At 74.0% G+C, this 18,520-nt stretch carries 19 protein-coding genes; 13 read left to right on the forward strand and 6 right to left on the reverse strand.

Features of this window, described 5'->3' with window-relative positions; all coding sequences use genetic code 11:
• Nucleotides 1–1,078: sensor histidine kinase (locus AOK22_RS26645; protein WP_055701257.1), on the forward strand; the 1,078-nt coding region annotated here is incomplete at its 5' end.
• Nucleotides 1,075–1,749: a response regulator gene (locus tag AOK22_RS26650; protein ID WP_055701258.1), complete on the forward strand. Its 675-nt coding sequence runs from the start codon at nt 1,075–1,077 to the stop codon at nt 1,747–1,749. The genes AOK22_RS26645 and AOK22_RS26650, both read left to right, overlap by 4 nt.
• Nucleotides 1,750–1,768: 19 nt before the next feature.
• On the opposite strand, the gene AOK22_RS26655 is transcribed toward AOK22_RS26650, so the two are convergent.
• Entirely contained in the window at nt 1,769–2,311 is a 543-nt protein-coding gene (locus tag AOK22_RS26655; protein WP_055701259.1) for a universal stress protein, read from the reverse strand.
• A gap of 101 nt (nt 2,312–2,412) precedes the next feature.
• Between AOK22_RS26655 and yczR the strand changes: the two genes are divergently transcribed.
• Entirely contained in the window at nt 2,413–3,882 is a 1,470-nt protein-coding gene (gene yczR, locus AOK22_RS26660) for a MocR-like transcription factor YczR (protein WP_055701260.1), read from the forward strand.
• Nucleotides 3,883–4,023: 141 nt separating this feature from the next.
• On the opposite strand, the gene AOK22_RS26665 is transcribed toward yczR, so the two are convergent.
• Entirely contained in the window at nt 4,024–4,311 is a 288-nt protein-coding gene (locus tag AOK22_RS26665; protein WP_079036836.1) for a DUF5955 family protein, read from the reverse strand.
• Nucleotides 4,312–4,527: 216 nt separating this feature from the next.
• On the opposite strand from AOK22_RS26665, the gene AOK22_RS26670 reads away from it, so the two are divergent.
• From AOK22_RS26670 to AOK22_RS26700, 7 genes are all read left to right on the forward strand, one after another.
• The gene (locus tag AOK22_RS26670; protein WP_055701262.1) at nt 4,528–5,199 is read left to right on the forward strand and encodes a nucleotidyltransferase family protein; all 672 of its coding nucleotides are present in this window, start codon (nt 4,528–4,530) and stop codon (nt 5,197–5,199) included.
• Nucleotides 5,200–5,424: 225 nt separating this feature from the next.
• A complete protein-coding gene (gene aceB, locus AOK22_RS26675; RefSeq protein ID WP_055701263.1) occupies nt 5,425–7,044 on the forward strand; it encodes a malate synthase A in 1,620 nt (539 codons plus the stop codon).
• Between the two features lie 150 nt (nt 7,045–7,194).
• Nucleotides 7,195–7,779, forward strand: a complete 585-nt coding sequence (locus AOK22_RS26680; protein ID WP_055701264.1) for a sigma-70 family RNA polymerase sigma factor — start codon at nt 7,195–7,197, stop codon at nt 7,777–7,779.
• On the forward strand, nt 7,776–8,543 hold the full coding sequence (locus AOK22_RS26685; RefSeq protein ID WP_055701265.1) for an anti-sigma factor: 768 nt from the start codon (nt 7,776–7,778) through the stop codon (nt 8,541–8,543). The genes AOK22_RS26680 and AOK22_RS26685 overlap by 4 nt, the downstream gene beginning before the upstream one ends.
• Before the next feature lie 199 nt (nt 8,544–8,742).
• On the forward strand, nt 8,743–9,324 hold the full coding sequence (locus tag AOK22_RS26690) for a fasciclin domain-containing protein (RefSeq protein WP_055701266.1): 582 nt from the start codon (nt 8,743–8,745) through the stop codon (nt 9,322–9,324).
• A 114-nt stretch (nt 9,325–9,438) separates the two neighbouring features.
• On the forward strand, nt 9,439–11,076 hold the full coding sequence (locus AOK22_RS26695; protein WP_055701267.1) for a molybdopterin-dependent oxidoreductase: 1,638 nt from the start codon (nt 9,439–9,441) through the stop codon (nt 11,074–11,076).
• A 74-nt stretch (nt 11,077–11,150) separates the two neighbouring features.
• Nucleotides 11,151–11,813, forward strand: a complete 663-nt coding sequence (locus AOK22_RS26700; protein WP_055701268.1) for a fasciclin domain-containing protein — start codon at nt 11,151–11,153, stop codon at nt 11,811–11,813.
• 82 nt (nt 11,814–11,895) lie between these two features.
• Here AOK22_RS26700 and AOK22_RS26705 read toward each other — a convergent pair whose 3' ends face one another.
• Nucleotides 11,896–12,798, reverse strand: coding sequence for a HipA family kinase (locus AOK22_RS26705; protein ID WP_244165021.1), 903 nt, complete (start codon nt 12,796–12,798; stop codon nt 11,896–11,898).
• 116 nt (nt 12,799–12,914) lie between these two features.
• Nucleotides 12,915–13,958, reverse strand: coding sequence for a zinc-dependent alcohol dehydrogenase family protein (locus tag AOK22_RS26710; RefSeq protein ID WP_055701270.1), 1,044 nt, complete (start codon nt 13,956–13,958; stop codon nt 12,915–12,917).
• A 108-nt stretch (nt 13,959–14,066) separates the two neighbouring features.
• Here AOK22_RS26710 and AOK22_RS26715 point away from each other — a divergent pair, with 108 nt between their 5' ends.
• Both AOK22_RS26715 and AOK22_RS26720 read left to right on the forward strand, forming a co-directional pair.
• A complete protein-coding gene (locus tag AOK22_RS26715; protein ID WP_055701271.1) occupies nt 14,067–14,966 on the forward strand; it encodes a LysR family transcriptional regulator in 900 nt (299 codons plus the stop codon).
• A 108-nt stretch (nt 14,967–15,074) separates the two neighbouring features.
• Nucleotides 15,075–16,124 carry an NAD-dependent epimerase/dehydratase family protein gene (locus AOK22_RS26720; protein WP_055701272.1) on the forward strand — a complete coding sequence of 350 codons (1,050 nt, stop codon included), beginning with the start codon at nt 15,075–15,077 and terminating at the stop codon, nt 16,122–16,124.
• Between the two features lie 14 nt (nt 16,125–16,138).
• Here the strand turns inward: AOK22_RS26720 and AOK22_RS26725 are convergent, their stop codons facing one another.
• Both AOK22_RS26725 and AOK22_RS26730 read right to left on the reverse strand, forming a co-directional pair.
• Nucleotides 16,139–17,251: a sensor histidine kinase gene (locus AOK22_RS26725; RefSeq protein ID WP_055701273.1), complete on the reverse strand. Its 1,113-nt coding sequence runs from the start codon at nt 17,249–17,251 to the stop codon at nt 16,139–16,141.
• A gap of 5 nt (nt 17,252–17,256) precedes the next feature.
• The gene (locus AOK22_RS26730) at nt 17,257–18,018 is read right to left on the reverse strand and encodes a response regulator transcription factor (protein ID WP_055701274.1); all 762 of its coding nucleotides are present in this window, start codon (nt 18,016–18,018) and stop codon (nt 17,257–17,259) included.
• Nucleotides 18,019–18,141: 123 nt separating this feature from the next.
• Between AOK22_RS26730 and AOK22_RS26735 the strand changes: the two genes are divergently transcribed.
• Nucleotides 18,142–18,520 (forward strand): glycosyltransferase family 2 protein (locus AOK22_RS26735; protein WP_157872295.1); only part of this gene is annotated, 379 nt, incomplete at its 3' end.

Genomic DNA, 18,520 nt, shown 5'->3' on the forward strand with positions numbered 1-18,520 from the left:
CGCCGCCGCGGCGGCGATGGGCGGCGTCTACGCGGCGGGCACGCTCAGCCCGGCCGTCGCCCGCTCGCGGCGCGCGGCCGCCTGGTGGCTCGCGGCGCTCGGCGCGTGCTGGCTGGTGCTCCTCGCGCTCTCCCCGGAGGGCCTGTGGGCGGCCTTCCCGCTGTACTTCCTCCAGCTGCACCTGCTGCCGACGCGCTGGGCGCTCCCCGCGGTCCTGGTCACGGCGGGCGCCGCGATCGCGAGCTTCCTCGTGCACAGCGCGCGGATCACGCCGGGCAGCTTCATCGGCCCACTGCTCGGCGCGGCCGTGGCCGTGGCCACGGTGCGCGGGTACGAGGCGCTGTACCGCGAGAGCGAACGCCGCCGTGAACTCATCGACGAGCTGATGGCCACGCGCGCCGAGCTGGCCGCCGCCGAGCGCACGGCGGGCACGCTGGCCGAGCGCGAGCGGCTGGCGCGGGAGATCCACGACACCCTGGCGCAGGGCCTCTCCTCGATCCAGCTGCTGCTGCGGGCGGCGCAGCGCGCGCTGCCGCCGGGCTCCCCCGCCGCGCCGCACGTCGAGCAGGCGCGGGTGGCCGCGCAGGACAATCTCGCCGAGGCGCGCCGGTTCGTGCGGGCGCTCGCCCCGCCGGATCTGGCGCACGGTTCGCTGGCCGGCGCCCTGGAGCGGCTGAGCGCGTCGAGCGCGGGGCCGCGCGTCCGCTTCTCGCTGAGCGGTACGCCGGCGGAGCTGCCCACGCCGTACGAGGTGGCGCTGCTGCGCGTCGCGCAGTCGGCCCTCGCGAACACGGTCCGGCACGCGGAGGCGGGCCGCGCCGAGATCACGCTGACGTTCATGGACGCGTCGGTCACGCTCGACGTGGTGGACGACGGCGTCGGCTTCGACCCGCGGGTGGCGGCACGGCGCGAGCACGGGGACGGGGACGGCCGCGACGGCGGCTTCGGACTCGTGGCGATGCGGTCGCGGGCGCGGTCGCTGGGCGGGACGTTCACGGTCGAGTCGGCCCCCGGCCAGGGCACGGCGGTGGCGATCTCGCTGCCCCTGCCCGCACGGACGAAGGAGACCGCCGCATGACGGACGCGACGGAGACAGCGGGAGTGCCCGGCAGGCCGACGGTGCGGCTGCTGCTCGCCGACGACCACCCGGTCGTACGCGCCGGTCTGCGCGCGGTGCTCGACGCGGAGCCGGACTTCGAGATCGTCGCGGAGGCGGCGACCGCCGAGGCGGCGGTGGAGCGGGCGGCCGCCGAGGGCGCGGAGGGCGTCGACGTGGTCCTCATGGACCTCCAGTTCGGCGCGGGCATGCACGGTGCCGCCGCGACGGCGGCGATCACGGAGCGCCCGGGGGCGCCGCGGGTGCTGGTCCTCACCACGTACGACACGGACGCGGACATCCTCGCGGCGGTGGAGGCGGGCGCGGCCGGCTATCTCCTCAAGGACGCGCCGCCCGAGGAACTGGCGGCGGCGGTCCGCACGGCGGCGTCCGGGCGGTCCGCGCTCGCGCCCGCGATAGCGCACCGCCTCATGGACCGGATGCGGGCGCCCGCGGAGGCGCTGAGCCGCCGTGAGCTGGAGGTGCTGCTCCTGGTGAAGCAGGGCCTGTCGAACCAGCGGATCAGCAAGGAACTCTTCCTCAGCCAGGCCACCGTGAAGTCCCATCTGGTGCACATCTACGCCAAGCTGGGCGTCGACTCCCGCACGGCGGCCGTCGCCGCGGCGACCGCCCGGGGCCTGATCCGCACCTAGGTCCCCGGCTCCGCCCGCCTCAGTGCCCCACCAGCGCGAAGTCGTCGGCCGTGACCCTGCGCAGGGCCCGGCGCAGGCCCTTCGGCACCGGTGGGGCCGGGACCGTGAGGACGGCGCAGGCGGCGTGCGAGCGGACGTGGCGGTGGACGTGGCGGTGGACGCGGCTCGTGCGGCGCCTGCCGTGCCGGACGCCGAGGACCACGAGGTCGTCAGGGCCGCCGGCGAGGTCGCACAGGGCGGGGCCCGGACGGGACCTGATCACCCGGCGCTCGGCCGCGACGCCCTGCGGCGCGCCGCCGAAGACCTCGTCGAAGGCCCGGTCGAGGCGGTCCCGTGCCTCGTGCCACCAGTGCCGCGCCCAGGCCGGGTCGGGGTGGCGCAGGTACAGGCCCTCGCCCTCCGGCGGCTCCCAGGCCGTCACCGCGAGCAGCGTGCGCCCGCTCCGCCGTGCCTCCTCGGCAGCGGCCCGCAGCGCCGCGAGGCTCGCGAGCGAACCGCTCACCCCCACCACGACGCGTCCCGCTCCCGCTCCCACTCCCTCTCCCGTGCCATCGCCTGCCATCACTGCCCCCTTCTCCAGGCCAAAAGGCCGACCGAAGTGCTCTGGAGAGGATTCTGTACGCTGATTGGCCTGGAGAGCAGGGCCAATCAGCGGGAGTTGGCATGGCAGACGCACGAGTGGTCCACACGGTGGACAGGAGGCTGGGCAGCCGACAGCTGGCCGGGCTGCTGACCGGGACGGTGGGCGAGCACCCCGGCTACCGCGCGCTCGCCCACGGCGTACGCGCCCTCCTGCTCGACGGCCGCATCCCGCTGCACACCCGGCTGCCCGCCGAGCGCGAGCTGGCCACGGCCCTGGCCGTCAGCCGGGCCACCGTCACGGCGGCGTACGACGTGCTGCGCGAGGGCGGCTACGCGCGCAGCCGCCGCGGCGCGGGCACCTGGACCGAGCTGCCGGAGGGGCGGCGGCCGTCGAGCGTGGCCGCGTTCCCCGCGGGCGACGGCGTCATCGACCTGGCGGTGGCGGCGCCCGGCGCGCCCGCGGCGGAGCTGTCCGCGGCGCTCGGCGCGGCCGGCGCGATGCTGGCCGAGCACGCGCCGACCGCGGGCTACCACCCTTACGGGATCCCGGAGTTGAGGGCCGCCGTCGCCGACCGCTTCACGCGGCGCGGGCTGCCCACGCTGCCCGACCAGATCCTGATCACCACGGGCGCCCAGCACGCGCTGTCGCTGACCCTGAGCCTGCTCGGCCGGCCGGGCGACCGGGTCCTGGTCGAGAACCCGTCGTACCCGAACGCCCTGGACGCGATGCGCGGCGCGGGGCTGCGCGCGGTGCCCGTGCCGGTCACGGACGAGGGCTGGGACTGCGGGCTGGTCGAGTCGTCGCTGCGGCAGGCGGCGCCGCGCCTCGCGTACCTCGTGCCGGACTTCCAGAATCCGACGGGCCGGCTGATGCCGCGCGAGCAGCGCGTCCGGATCCTGGAGACGGCCCGCGCCACGGGCACCTGGCTGCTGATCGACGAGACCATCGCCGACATCGCGCTGGACGGGGAGCCGCCCGCGCCGTTCGCCTCGCTCGCGCCGCACGGCGCGGGCGAACAGGTGGTCACCGTGGGGTCGTTGAGCAAGACGCACTGGGGCGGGCTGCGGATCGGCTGGGTGCGGGCGGGGTCGCGGCTGATCACCGAGCTGGCGACGAAGCGGGTGCCGAGCGACATGGCGACGCCCGTCATCGAGCAGCTGGTCGCGCTGCATCTGCTGCGCGGCATGGACGACGTGCTGCGCGAGCGGCTGCCGCTGCTGCGGGCGCAGCGGGACGCGCTGGCGGCGTCGCTGGCCCGTCATCTGCCGGAGTGGCGCTGGGAGTTGCCGCCGGGCGGGCTCTCGCTCTGGGTGGATCTGGGGCGGCCGATCGCGTCCTCGCTGGCGCGGGCGGCGCTGGCGCACGGGGTGCGGATCGAGGGCGGGTCGCGGTTCGGGGCGGATCCGGGGACGTACGAGCACCGGCTGCGCATTCCGTACGCGCTGCCCGCGGCGCTCACGGAGGAGGCGGTGGTGCGGCTCGCCGCGGCGCTGGCCGGCGGGCTGCCGGCACCGGGGGACGACGTGGGCCGTCGCAACTGGGTCGCCTAGACCTCTGCTCCGGCTTGCGCCACCGTCACCGCGCCCCGCACCGGGGGTGTGCCCACCCTGCCCCGAGCTCGCGGCTTCGCTCGCAGGGGATGCCCCGCTCGCCGCGCGGAACGCCTGCCCGCAGCGGGAACACCCGGCACCTCAGCCGCCGCCCTTCTCCCCGAATCCCTCCACCGCTCCCCGCACCCCCGCCAAGCCTGCCGCCAGGGCGCTGACCGAGCCGATCGCCCCTGCCACCAGGAGCAGGGAGCGGCGCATTCTCAGGACTTCGGGGGTGCCGCCGTGGGCCATTTCCGCCAGGGCCGCCAGTTCGTCCTCGGCTATGCCCCGGTCCGTGAACTCCGCCGGGTGCGCGGCCAGTTCACGGCGCAGCCGGGACACCGCGGCGCGCAGATGCGCCACGCGTGGGTCCTCGTCGCTGCCGGTCACGGTCCCTTGCGTCCCCTGCCCCACGCTCCGCATCACTGATGTATCCCCCTCGCACGCCACGGCGTGCCTGTTCTCGTGCGTGTTCCACGGCCCCTGTGGTGTTGGTCGGACACCGGGGGCCGCGGATCAGTAAATCGTTCCTGCTGCGGGATGCGCCACTTTCCGGCCGCCCTCGCGGCCGGAACGCGGTGCCCGGGTTGGGTGTATCCAGGAGTCATGACGACAGAACCGATGAACGCGGGGCCCGCCGGGGCCGGGGAGGTCGCTGGTCTCGTGCTCGCCGCGGGCGGCGGGCGGCGGCTCGGAGGGCGGCCGAAGGCGCTGCTCCCGCACCACGGCAGGCCGCTGGTGGAGCACGCGGTGCGGGTGCTGCGCGAGGCCGGGTGCGGGCGGGTGCACGTGGTCCTCGGCGCGTCCGCCGAGGCCGTGCGCGCGCGGGCCGCGCTCCCCGGATGCGTCCTGGTGGACAACCCGGAGTGGGAGGAGGGCATGGGCTCGTCCCTGCGGGCCGGACTGGCGTCGCTGGCGGGCACGGACGCGTCCGCCGCGCTGGTCTCGCTCGTCGACCAGCCGGGGATCGGCGCGGTGGCGACGGCGCGCGTGCGGGCCGCGTACCGCTCGCCCGGGACGCTCGCGGCGGCCGCGTACGAGGGGCGACGGGGCCACCCGGTCCTGTTCGGCTCCGCGCACTGGGCGGGGATCGCGGCGGGCGCGGTCGGCGATCAGGGGGCACGCGCCTACTTGCGGGAGCACGCGGGCGACCTCACGCTCGTCGAGTGCGGGGACGTCGCGGAGGCGTACGACATCGACACGGCCGCGGATCTGGCCCGCCTGGCGCCCGGAACCGCACCCTCCGGGGAGCCGGGGCCGGTCGCCCACGTGGAGTGACCGGGGTGGCACTCAGCGACACGTTCTGTCGACGAGAAGAATCTCGACATCAACAAACCATTGAACTTCCACCATGAGGAAACTAGTATCCACTGACCAGAAGGCCCGTTACCTCGGACGGGGCCCACAGCCGCACCTCGGCTCCTGTGGCACCGAGTGCCACCGCGTCTGCCCGGCGGCTCGCCCGGCACCGTCCGCGCAGCACTCTGAAGGAAGTGACAGCTCATGTCCGCACTAGCGCCGTCGCCGCTGGCCATCGTCGACGCAGAGCCCCTGCCCCGGCAGGAAGAGGTGCTCACCGATGCGGCCCTCGCCTTTGTGGCCGAGCTGCACCGGCTGTTCACGCCCCGGCGTGACGAGCTGCTCGCCCGGCGCGCCGAGCGCCGCGCGGAGATCGCCCGCACCTCCACTCTGGACTTCCTCCCGGAGACCGCCGCGATCCGCGCGGACGACTCCTGGCGGGTCGCCCCGGCGCCGGCCGCGCTGAACGACCGCCGCGTGGAGATCACGGGCCCGACCGACCGCAAGATGACCATCAACGCCCTCAACTCGGGCGCGAAGGTCTGGCTCGCCGACTTCGAGGACGCCTCGGCCCCCACCTGGGAGAACGTGGTCCTCGGCCAGCTCAACCTCACCGACGCCTACGAGCGCCGCATCGACTTCACCGACGAGCGGACCGGCAAGTCGTACGCCCTCAAGGGCGCCGACGAGCTGGCGACCGTCGTCATGCGTCCGCGCGGCTGGCACCTGGACGAGCGCCACCTCCAGGTCGAGGGCAAGGCGGTCCCCGGCGCGCTGGTCGACTTCGGCCTGTACTTCTTCCACAACGCCAAGCGCCTGATCGAGCTCGGCAAGGGCCCGTACTTCTATCTGCCGAAGACGGAGTCGTACCTGGAGGCGCGCCTCTGGAACGACATCTTCGTCTTCGCCCAGGACTACGTCGGCATCCCGCAGGGCACGGTCCGCGCGACCGTCCTGATCGAGACGATCACCGCCGCGTACCAGATGGAGGAGATCCTCTACGAGCTGCGCGACCACGCCTCCGGTCTGAACGCGGGCCGCTGGGACTACCTCTTCTCCATCGTCAAGAACTTCCGTGACGGCGGCTCGAAGTTCGTCCTGCCGGACCGCAACCTCGTGACGATGACCGCCCCGTTCATGCGGGCGTACACCGAACTGCTCGTCCGCACCTGCCACAAGCGCGGCGCGCACGCGATCGGCGGCATGGCCGCGTTCATCCCGTCCCGCAAGGACGCGGAGGTCAACAAGGTCGCGTTCGAGAAGGTCAAGAACGACAAGGACCGCGAGGCCGGCGACGGCTTCGACGGCTCGTGGGTGGCGCACCCCGACCTGGTCCCGATCGCCATGAAGTCCTTCGACGCGGTGCTCGGCGAGAAGCCGAACCAGAAGGACCGCCTGCGCGAGGACGTGAACGTCTCGGCGGCCGACCTGATCGCCATCGACTCGCTCGACGCGAAGCCCACCTACGACGGCCTCGTCAACGCCGTCCAGGTCGGCATCCGTTACATCGAGGCGTGGCTGCGCGGCCTCGGCGCCGTCGCCATCTTCAACCTGATGGAGGACGCGGCCACCGCCGAGATCTCCCGCTCCCAGATCTGGCAGTGGATCAACGCGGGCGTCGTCCTGGAGAACGGCGAGACCGTCACCGCCGACCTGGCCCGCAAGGTCGCCGCCGAGGAGCTCGACGCGATCCGCGCCGAGATCGGCGACGAGGCGTTCCAGGGCGGCAAGTGGCAGCAGGCCCACGACCTCCTCCTCCAGGTCTCCCTGGACGCGGACTACGCGGACTTCCTGACGCTCCCGGCGTACGAGCAGTTGCGCTGACCCCACGCCCCGCGTCACCGCGACGCCCTTGAACCGCCCCCCGGCACCGCACAGCGCCGGGGGGCGGTTCGCGCGGGTCCGGAGCAATCCGGCGCGCCGTCGGCTCCGAATCACCGGTGAACGTCGACGTGCGTCCTGGAGGATCACCGCGTGAATGAAGTCGTGCACATCGGGTCACGGAAAGCCCCCGGCCCCGATCTCCAAGAGTTGGTCATCCGCGTCGCCCGCGGCGACCAGCAGGCGTTCTCGGGCGTCTACGACGCCGTGGCGGGCCCGGTCTTCGGCGTCGTGCGCGGCGTCCTGCGCGACCACGCCCAGTCCGAAGAGGTCACCCAGGAGGTCCTGGTCGAGGTGTGGCGCACCGCGCCCCGCTACCGCCCCGACCGGGGGACGGCGATGAACTGGGTCCTCACCCTCGCGCACCGCCGCGCGGTGGACCGCGTCCGTTCGGTGGAGGCGGCCTCGGCGCGCGAGCAGAAGGCCGCGCTCCTCGCCCGCACCCCGGAGTTCGACGAGGTCAGCGAGCAGGTCGAGACCCGTCTGGAGCGCGAGCAGGTGCGCCGCTGTCTGCGCGCCCTCACCGAGGTGCAGCGCCAGTCCGTGACCCTCGCCTACTACCGCGGCCTGACCTACCGTCAGGTCGCCGAGCTCCTGTCCCTGCCCCTGGGCACCGTCAAGACCCGCCTGCGCGACGGACTGATCCGGCTGCGCGACTGCCTGGGGGTGAGCGCATGAGCACCGCACCCGATCTGCACACGCTGACCGGCGCCTATGCCGCGCACGCCCTCGACGACGCCGAACGCGCCCGGTTCGAGGAGCATCTGGCGCTGTGTCCGTCGTGCGCGCAGGAGGTGCGCGAGCTGACGGCGACCGTCGCGCGTCTCGCGCAGGCGTCAGCCGTCCCGCCCCCGCGGGCCCTCAAGGACGAGGTGCTCGGCCGTATCGCCGCCGTCCGTCAGGAGGTCCCGCCCGCCGAGCCGCCGGCCGGTCCGGCGCCGGCGCCGCGCCGGGCGCGCCGGTTCTCGCGCTGGGCGCTCGCGGCCTGTCTCGCCGTGGCCACGGCGCTCGGCGGCACGGCCGTCTGGCAGCACGAGCGGGCGCAGGACGCGCGCGACGAGGCCCGGCAGGCGCAGGAGGAGGCCAGGGAGCAGTCGAGGGAACTGGCCGCGGTGCTCTCGGCCCCCGACGCCAAGTCCCGCACGGGCCGGCTGCCGGGCGGCGCCGACGGCACGCTCGTCGTCTCCGAGAGCCTCGACAAGGCGGTGTTCGTGACCGGCGGCATGGCGCGGCCGCCGCGGGGCAAGGTCTACCAACTCTGGTTCGACGAGGGCGGATCCATGCGGCCCGCGGGTCTGATGGACCCCACGCAGACCACGGAGGCGGTGCTGATGCGGGGCAAGGTCGGCAAGGCCACGGGCATGGGCATCACGGTGGAGCCCGCGGGGGGCTCGGAGCGGCCGACGTCGGCTCCGGTTGCGGTGATGGAGTTTCCGACGTAGGGGCAAATGGGGACAAAAGCAATCCCTGTTCCCGGCGGCTCCGGATTACGGGTGCGGCGGGCTCGGGCGAGGATCCCTGCGGAGGCCTTCTCCCCCTCGCCCGCCGCGGCCGCCCGGCCGCCCGGCCGGTGGTCCCCTTCCCGGGTCCGCCCGGGGTCCCGGCCCGCCCGGGACGACCTCCATCGAGGAGGAACCGATCATGCGTGTCCACCGCACTCGCCGCGCGGCCGTCTCGGTCCTTGCCGCGCTCGCCCTGCCGGTCTCCCTGGGGCTGCTCGCCCCGGCCGCCCACGCCGACGACATGAGCGGCCCCTTCGGGCCGGCCTGCGACTCCGTGCCCAAGGACGGCAAGGGCAGCTTCGACGGCATGGCCAAGGACCCCGTGGCCACCGCCGCCTCGAACAACCCCGCACTGTCGACCCTCGTCACCGCCGTCAAGAAGGCAGGCCTGGTCGACACCCTCAACAACGCCAAGGACATCACCGTCTTCGCGCCCACCAACGACGCCTTCGCCAAGATCCCCAAGGCCGACCTCGACAAGGTCCTCAACGACAAGGCCCAGCTGACCAAGATCCTCACCTACCACGTCGTGGGTGAGAAGGTCGCGCCGAAGGACCTGGCCGACGGCTCGTTCAAGACCCTGGAGGGCGGCAAGCTCACCACCAAGGGCTCCGGCGAGTCGTACAAGGTGAACGACTCGGCGAACGTCGTCTGCGGCAACGTGCAGACGGCCAACGCCACGGTCTACATCGTCGACTCGGTGCTCATGCCGAAGATGTGACCCAGGGCGTCGACCGCGCGGGCCGCGTTCACCCGATCGGGGCGGATCTCGGAATCGACCAATCCGTCGGGCCGTCGGCCTCGGATCCCCCGCGTGAAGACAGAGCGAGGAGTGTTGCGCCGGGGCAGGCCCGGCGGCCCGCGCGGCGGCACCGACTGGTGGCGCGGGGCGGCGGGAGCCCTGAGCGGTGCCCTGGCCGGATGCGCCGCCCTCGCCGTCGCGGAGCTGCTGTCCGCGGCGGTACGGCGCGAGGCCGGACCGGTGGTGGCCGTCGGCGGCGCGGCGATCGACCGCACGCCCGCGGCCGTCAAGGACTGGGCGATCCGGCAGTTCGGCACGAACGACAAGCTCGTGCTGCAGGCGGGCATCGTCGCGGTGCTCGCCCTCCTGGCCGTCGCGCTGGGCCTGGTCGCGCTGCGCCACCGGGTGCTCGGTGCGGCGGGGGTTCTGCTCTTCGGCGCGATCGGCGCGCTGGCTGCGGTCACGCGCCCTGACTCCACGAGTCCCGTCGACGCGCTGCCGTCGCTGGTGGGCGGGGTCGCGGGGGCGGCCCTGCTGTACGTGCTGGCGGGGCGGTTGCGGGTGACGGCGGAGGCCGACGGGGCCGAGCCTGCCGACGCCGCCGGGTCCGCCGGGCACTCCGAGGAACCCCCGAGGGCCACATGGGACCGGCGTGGCTTCATCGTCGCCGCCACCGCGGCCGCGGCCGCGTCAGCCGGGGTCGGCGCCCTGGGCAGGTCGCTGAACGCCGCCGGCGGCAAGGACGCCGTCGCCTCGCGCGACCGGATCCGGCTGCCCGCCCCGGCCTCGGCCGCCCCCGCCGTGCCGCGCGGCGCCCAGGTCCGGGTGCCGGGCGTCAGCTCCTTCGTGACGTCCGCCGCGGACTTCTACCGGGTGGACACCGCGCTGGTGGTGCCCCGGGTGAACGCCGACTCCTGGCGGCTGAGGATCCACGGCAAGGGGGTCGGGCGGCCGACGACCGTGTCGTTCGCGGATCTGCTGCGCCGGGAGCTGATCGAGCGGGACATCACGCTGACCTGCGTGTCGAACGAGGTCGGCGGCCCTTATGTGGGCAACGCCCGCTGGATCGGCGTACGCCTGGCCGATCTCCTCGCGGAGTGCGGGGTCGAGCCGCCGGCCAAGGGCGGCCCCGCGGACCAGCTGGTGGCGCGGTCGGTGGACGGCATGACGCTCGGCACGCCGGTGGACGACGTGATGGACGGCCGCGACGCGATGCTCGCGCTCGGCATGAACGGCCGCCCGCTGCCCTTCGAGCACGGATTTCCCGTACGCATGCTGGTCCCGGGTCTGTACGGCTACGTCTCCGCCTGCAAGTGGATCGAGGACATCGAGCTGACGACGTTCGACGCCTACGACCCGTACTGGGTCCGCCGGGACTGGGCGCGCGAGGCGCCGGTCAAGACGCAGTCGCGGATCGACACCCCCAAGCCGTTCGCCCGGCCGAAGGCGGGCACGGTGATGGTCGCCGGGGTGGCGTGGGCACAGCACCGCGGCATCGACAAGGTCGAGGTGCGCGTGGACGACGGCCCCTGGCGGACGGCCGATCTGGCGGCGGAGGCCACCCGGGACACCTGGCGCCAGTGGTCCTTCCCGTGGAAGGCGACACCCGGCGGCCACACGCTCACCGTGCGGGCGACGGACCGCACGGGCGAGGTCCAGACCGAGAAGCGGACCCGCACGATCCCCGACGGGGCGAGCGGCCGGCATGCGGTGGTGGTCACCGTGGACTGACGGCCGCGCGCGGACGACCGCGCACCGATGCGACAGCGCACCAACACCCCCGAGACACGCACCCAGGAGAAAAGATGAACGCCTCGTCCTCGTCCCGCCGCTACCACCGCGCCGCCCTCGCCGTCACCGCGGCCGTGCTGCTCCCGCTGGCGCTGACCGCCTGCTCGGACGACAGCAAGGACAGCGAGTCGTCCGGCAAGTCCACGCCGTCGGCCGCCAAGGACACCGCGTCGAGCCCCTCCGACGACGCGGCCGCGATGTCGGAGCCGTTCGGCCCGGCCTGTGCGAGCGTCCCCAAGGACGGCAAGGGCAGCTTCGACGGCATGGCCAAGGACCCCGTGGCCACCGCCGCCTCGAACAACCCCGCACTGTCGACCCTCGTCACCGCCGTCAAGAAGGCAGGCCTGGTCGACACCCTCAACAACGCCAAGGACATCACCGTCTTCGCGCCCACCAACGACGCCTTCGCCAAGATCCCCAAGGCCGACCTCGACAAGGTCCTCAACGACAAGGCCCAGCTGACCAAGATCCTCACCTACCACGTCGTGGGCAAGAAGCTCGCGCCCAAGGACCTGGAGAGCGGCTCCTACGAGACGCTGGAGAAGTCCAAGCTGACGACGTCGGGTTCGGGCGAGTCGTACAAGGTGAACGACTCGGCCAAGGTGGTCTGCGGCAACGTGAAGACGGCCAACGCGAACGTCTACATCATCGACACGGTCCTGATGCCCAAGAGCTGATCCCCGGCGGACCGGAGCAGGGCCCCACCGGAGCGTTCCGGTGGGGCCCTGCGCTCGGCCCGTACGTGTCGGCCCATGCGTGTCAGCCCACGTGCGGTGACCAGTCCTGTTCCGCCGGGGGCTTGCCGTGCAGGTCGGGGACCTTCTTGAGCCAGGGCGGCCGGGCCGCCTCCGTGGCCGCGGCGCGCCTGGCGTCGGCTGCCGCGAGTTCGCCGCGCGTGGGGAAGTCCCTCGGCAGCCACGCCGCCGAGGCGCGGGCGCGCGTCAGCAGGTGGGAGACGTAGGCCTCGCGTACCTCGTCAGGGTTCGTGAAGCCCGGTTCGTCGGTCAGCCAGGCGTCGGGGACCAGGGCGACGATCTCGCGGAGCGCGGACTCCGTGACGAGGGGGGCCAGTTCGGAGTCGGCCGCCCGCGTGTCCGGGCCGTACCCGCCCAGGGCGTGGTGGCGGAAGTCGTACACCTTGTCGGGGGCCGACGCGCCCCAGCGGTGGTGGAAGACCAGGGCCGCGCCGTGGTCGATGAGCCACAGCTTCGGCGGGCGGGTGCCGAAGGTCGGCCAGATCATCAGGTTCGAGCTGTGCACCGTGCGGTCGACGTTGGCCGTCAGGGCGTCGAGCCAGACGACCTTGCCGGCCTCCAGCGGGTCGACGTCGATCGCCTCCGGGGTGAAGTCCACGGCGCCCGGCAGCAGGTCCATGCCGAGGTTGAGGCCCGCGCTGGCGCGCAGCAGGTCCTGGACCTCCTGGTGCGGCTCGTCGGCCGCGACCGCCGGGTCGAAGTGCACGAGGACCAGCTCGGGGAAGCGCAGGCCGAGGTGGCGCGCGAGTTCACCGACGACGATCTCGGCCACCAGCGCCTTGCGGCCCTGTGCGGAGCCGGTGAACTTCACGACGTACGTACCGAGATCGTCGGCCTCGACGACACCGGGCACGGAACCGCCGGCCCTCAGCGGTTCGATGTAGCGGGTCGCGACGACCTGCCTCAAGCCTTTCAAAGGCCCTGCTCCCCACATCTCTTCGGTATCACGGCAAGCTCGGGTTCCCACCTCTTGCTTCCTGCCGTCGGCACGAAGTGAGCATAGTAACCAGGCGTCACCGGACCTCAGAAGGCGATGCGGACCTTGAGGGCCGTGCGGTCGGCCATGGCGCGGTAGCCGTCCGGGACGCCGTCGAGGTCCACGGTGCGGTCGAAGACGCGGCCGGGGTCGATGGCGCCCGAGAGGACGTCGGGCAGCAGTTCGGGGATGTAGGCGCGGGCGGGGGCGACACCGCCGGCCAGCGCGACGTTCCGGTCGAACATCCGGGAGATGTCCACCCCGGCGGAGCCGCCGTGCGGCACGCCGACGTAGCCGACCGCGCCGCCGTCACGGGTGACGGAGATCGCGGTGCGCATCGACTCCTCGGTGCCGACGGCCTCCAGGACGGCGTGCGCGCCCCGGCCGCCCGTCAGCTCCCGCACCGCCTCGACGGCGGCCTCGCCGCGCTCGGCGACCACGTCCGTGGCACCGAAGTCACGGGCGATCGCGGTGCGCTCCGCGTGGCGGCCGAGCGCGATGATCCGCTCGGCGCCCAGGCGCCGCGCGGCGAGCACGCCGCAGAGGCCGACCGCGCCGTCGCCGACCACGGCGACCGTGGCGCCCGGCCGGACGCGGGCGGCCACCGCGGCGTGGTGGCCGGTGCTCATCACGTCCGAGAGGGCGAGCAGGCCGGGCAGCAGCTTCTCCTCGCCCGCCGCCTCCTTCGGCAGTTTCACCAGGGTGCCGTCGGCCCACGGAACCCGGACGGCCTCGCCCTGGCCGCCGTCCGAGCCGACCTCGCCCCAGAAGCCGCCCTCGGGGCACGAGGTGTGCAGGCCCTCGCGGCAGAAGTCGCAGGTGCCGTCCGACCAGACGAAGGGGGCGACCACGAAGTCGCCGGGGGCGAAGCCGGTCACCTCGGCGCCGGCCTCCTCGACGATGCCCAGGAACTCGTGCCCGATGCGCTGCCCCGCGACCCGCGAGGCCACGCCCCGGTACGCCCACAGGTCGCTGCCGCAGATGCACGCGTTCACGACGCGCACCACGGCGTCGGTCGGCCGCTGGACCGTCGGATCGGGCACCTCCTCGATCCGGATGTCGTCGGGGCCGTGGATCACGGTGGCGCGCACGGAACACTCCTGGCATTGCGGGGAAAGCTGGACTCGGGAGCCAGCATCACCGTACGCGTGTTCGCGTGTCCAGCTACATCTTCTACAGCCCCCTTTTAAGCTGAGCTCATGCTCGACGTCCGACGGCTCGTCCTCCTGCGCGACCTGGCCGCCCACGGGACCGTGACCGCCGTGGCGGAGCTCCACGGCGTCACCCCCTCCGCCGTCTCCCAGCAGCTGCGCCTGCTGGAGGACGAGACGCGGAGCCGGCTCTTCGAACGGACCGGCCGCTCCCTTCACCTCACCGAGGCGGGGCGTCAGCTGGCCGAGGACACCGAGCAGGTGCTCGCGGCTCTCGAACGGGCCCGGAACCGCCTGCGCACCGGTACCGGAGAGCCGGCCGGGCCCCTCCACCTCGCCTGCTTCCCCAGCGCCCTGGGACCCGTCGCGGCTCCCCTCGGCGAGGCCCTGGAAAGCGCGCACGCGCACCTGCGGCTGCACATCACCGAGGCCGAACCCGAGCTCGCCGTACGGCTGCTGCTCCAGCGCCGCGTGGACGTCGCGCTGCTCTACCGGTACGCGAACCTCGCCACGCCCCCGCACCCCGGTGTCGAGACCCACGTCCTGCGCGGCGATCCCCTGGTCGCGGTCCTGCCGAGGGACCATCCGGCGGCCGGCCCCGCGGAGTCCCCGGTCGACCTGCGCGAGCTCGCGGACACCTCGTGGGTCACCGCCCCGCCGCAGACCGCCTGCGGGGACGCCGTCCTCCAGGCCTGCCGGTCGGCCGGTTTCACTCCGCGGGTGCGGCACACCTGCACCGACTTCTCCGCCATGGCCGCCCTCGCCGCCTGCGGTGGCCACGCCGCCCTCGTCCCGCGCATGGCCACGGCCCACCTCCCGCCGGCGCTGATCGCGCGACCGGTGGCGGACCACACCCTCACCCGCACGATCGAGGCCGCCGTCCGCCACGGCACGGCCCACGAATCCGCGGTCGCGGCCTGCCTCGACGCGCTGCGCGACCTCCCCTGACCCGGGGTCGGCTCCGCGACCGCACGCGGGCGGGCACTTCTTACGGACCCATGACGGACACCCGCCGGAGCACCGGAACCGGGAGGGGGCGGACCTAGCCTGACCGGCATGCGCGTACTTGTCACCGGCGGTGCCGGATTCATCGGATCGCACGTCGCCGACGCCCTCGTCGAGCGCGGGCACGAGGTGGTGGTCCTGGACGCCCTGCTGCCCTCCGCGCACGCCCGGCCGCCGAAGCCGCCCGAGGGGCGGGAGTGGATCGTCGCGGACGTCCGGGACCGGGACGCGGTGGCGGGAGCGCTGCGCGGCGTGGACGCGGTCTGCCACCAGGCGGCGATGGTCGGGCTCGGCAAGGACTTCGCCGACGCGCCCGCGTACGTCGGCTGCAACGATCTCGGCACGGCGGTGCTGCTGGCCGCGATGGCCGAGGCCGGGGTGCGGCGTCTCGCGCTCGCCGGATCGATGGTGGTGTACGGGGAGGGGCGGTACGCGTGTCCCCGTCACGGAGTCGTACGGCCGGGCCCGCGGGCCGCGGCCGATCTCGACGCCGGCCGGTTCGAGCCGCTGTGCCCCGCGTGCGGATCGGAGTTGCGGCCCGGCCTGGTGGGCGAGGACGCGCCGGTCGATCCGCGCAACGTCTACGCCACGACCAAGCTCGCCCAGGAGCACCTGGCCGCGTCGTGGGCACGGGCCACCGACGGCAGCGCGGTGTCCCTGCGCTATCACAACGTGTACGGGCCCGGCATGCCGCGCGACACCCCCTACGCGGGGGTGGCCTCGTTCTTCCGCTCCGCGCTCGAACGCGGCGAGGCCCCGCGCGTCTTCGAGGACGGCTGCCAGCGGCGGGACTTCGTGCATGTACGGGACGTGGCCGCGGCCAACGCGGTCGCTCTGGAGGCGGTCCGTGAACAGAGCGCGGGCACGTGCGCGGCGTACAACACGGGCAGCGGCGAACCGCACACCGTCGGGGAGATGGCGCGGGAACTGGCCCGTGCCTTCGGCGGACCGGACCCCGTGGTGACCGGGGAGTACCGGCTGGGTGACGTACGGCATGTGACGGCGGACTCGGGGCGGCTCCGGGCGGAGCTGGGGTGGCGGCCCGGGGTCGGATTCGCCGAGGGGATGGCCGAGTTCGCCGAGGCTCCGCTTCGGGGGTGACGCGGGGTCCGGCCTCACGTCCGGGCCGAGGGCAGGGTGACCTCGAAGCAGCAGCCGCCGTCCACGTTGCGGACGGCGGCCCAGCCCTGATGCGCCTCGACGATGCCGCGCACGATCGCCAGGCCGAGGCCCGCGCCCGCGGGCGGGGTGCGGGCGTGGCTGCCGCGCCAGCCGGTGTCGAAGACGCGGCCCAGGTCGTCCTCGGGGATCCCGCCGCACCCGTCGGTGACGGACAGGACGACGCCGTCCGGTGAACGCTGCGCGGCCACGGCGACGGTGCCGTCGGCGGGCGTGCGGCGGATCGCGTTGATCAGGAGGTTGCCCAGGACCCGGCTCATCTCCTTGCCGTCGACCTCGACGGGCACCGCCTCCACGCTGTCGCCGACGAGGTGTACGCCGTGTTCGCGGGCGAGCGGGTCCACACCCGCGAGGGCGTCGCCGACCAGGTCGTAGACGGAGATGCGGGACGGCGAGAGGGCCAGCGCGCCGGCGTGGATGCGGGAGAGTTCGAAGAGGTCCCCGACCATGGAGTTGAGCCGTTCGACCTCGGTGCGGATCTGCCGCAGATAGCGGTCCGGCTCGGCGGCCATGCCGTCCTCCAGCGCCTCCGACATGGCGCGCAGGCCGGCGAGCGGGGTGCGCAGGTCGTGCGAGATCCAGGCGACCAGTTCACGACGGGAGCTCTCCAGGGCCCGCTCCCGCTCGCGGGACTCGGCGAGTTTGGCGCTGGTGGCCTCCAGCTCCCTGGTGAGTTCGGCCAGTTCCGCGCTGACGGGTTCGGGCGGGGCGGCGAAGATGCCGCCGTCGCCGAACGTGCGGGCCGCCAGGGTGAGGGCCCTGCTGCGGGCGACCACCCAGCGCCCGAGCAGCAGCGCGGTGGCGAGCGACACCACGGCGGCCATGGCGACCACGATGGTGACGACGGTCAGGTCGTGCGGGGACAGGAACATCTCCCAGGCCACGGAGAGGGTCCCCGCGAGCATGGCGAGGACCGCCACGGCGGCGACGACGGTCAGCGTCACCACCAGCGAACGGTGCCGCAGCAGGCGCAGGGCCAGCGCGCCGAGCAGCCCGGCGGCCGCGGCCCCCAGGAAGGCGAACAGGGCGATGAGGAGGATGTCCTGCACGGGGGTCAGCCTTCGGCTCGCGACGGTCGGGGGTGGCTCGGGAGCGGGTCGTCCGCGGCGTCGAGGCGGTAGCCAACGCCCCAGACGGTCTGGATCAGCGAGGGCCTCGCCGGGTCGTCCTCGACCTTGCCGCGCAGCCGACGGATGTGGACCGTGACGGTCGACAGGTCGCCGAACTCCCAGCCCCACACGTCGCGCATCAGTTCCTCGCGGGCGAACGCCCGGCCGGGGTGCCGCAGCAGGAAGGCGAGGAGGTCGAACTCGCGCACGGTCAGGGCGAGTTCGACGCCATTCTTGGAGGCGCGCCGGGCCGTCTCGTCCACGGCGATGCCCGCGGCCCGAAGCGGCGCCACCGGGCCGCGGGGCGCCGCCGCGCGGCTGCGCCGCAGCACGGACTCCACCCGCAGCACCAGTTCGCGGGGGCTGAACGGCTTGGTGACGTAGTCGTCGGCCCCTATCTCCAGGCCGAGGATGCGGTCGTCCTCGTCACCACGGGCGGTGAGCATGATGACCGGCACCGGGCGCTCGGCGCGCAGCCGGCGGCACACCTCGAGACCGTCCATGCCGGGCAGCATCAGGTCGAGGACGACGAGATCCGGCCGGCGGGCCGCCGCGCACGCCAGCGCGGCGGGGCCGTCCTCGGCGCGGTCGACGGCGTGGCCCGCGCGTTCGAGGTAGCCCGCGACGACTTCGGCGACGGTCGGGTCGTCGTCCACGACGAGCACCCGGAGGGTGTCGTGGTGGCGCTCCTGCGGTGGTGGCTGCATACCGCCAGCGTCGCACCTGCCGCGCGGCGGGCGGACGTGACGGCGGCCCCGGGACCCCGACGTCCCCGTTTCGTAAGGACCGCACGCCCGATATGCCCGTTTCTGCTTCGTAGGGTGAGCGGCATGCCCCTCTCCCCCTCAGCGGACTCCGACGCGAACGGCGCGCGCGCCGTTCGCGTCGATGTCGTCCTGCCCTGCCTCGACGAGGCCGCCGCGCTGCCCTGGGTCCTGGAACGCGTGCCCCGGGGCTGGCGGGCCCTCGTCGTCGACAACGGCTCCACCGACGGCTCGCCGGACATCGCACGCTCCCTGGGCGCCACCGTGGTGCACGAGCCGCGGCGCGGCTTCGGGGCCGCGTGCCACGCCGGCCTGACGGCCTCCGACGCGGACATCGTGTGCTTCTGCGACTGCGACGCCTCACTCGATCCCGGACTGCTGCGCCCCTTCGTACGCGACGTGGCGGGCGACACCGCCGACCTGGTCCTCGGGCGGCGCCGCCCGA

Origin of the sequence: Streptomyces silaceus, assembly GCF_001419745.1 — a bacterium.
Taxonomy (GTDB): Bacteria; Actinomycetota; Actinomycetes; order Streptomycetales; family Streptomycetaceae; genus Streptomyces; species Streptomyces silaceus.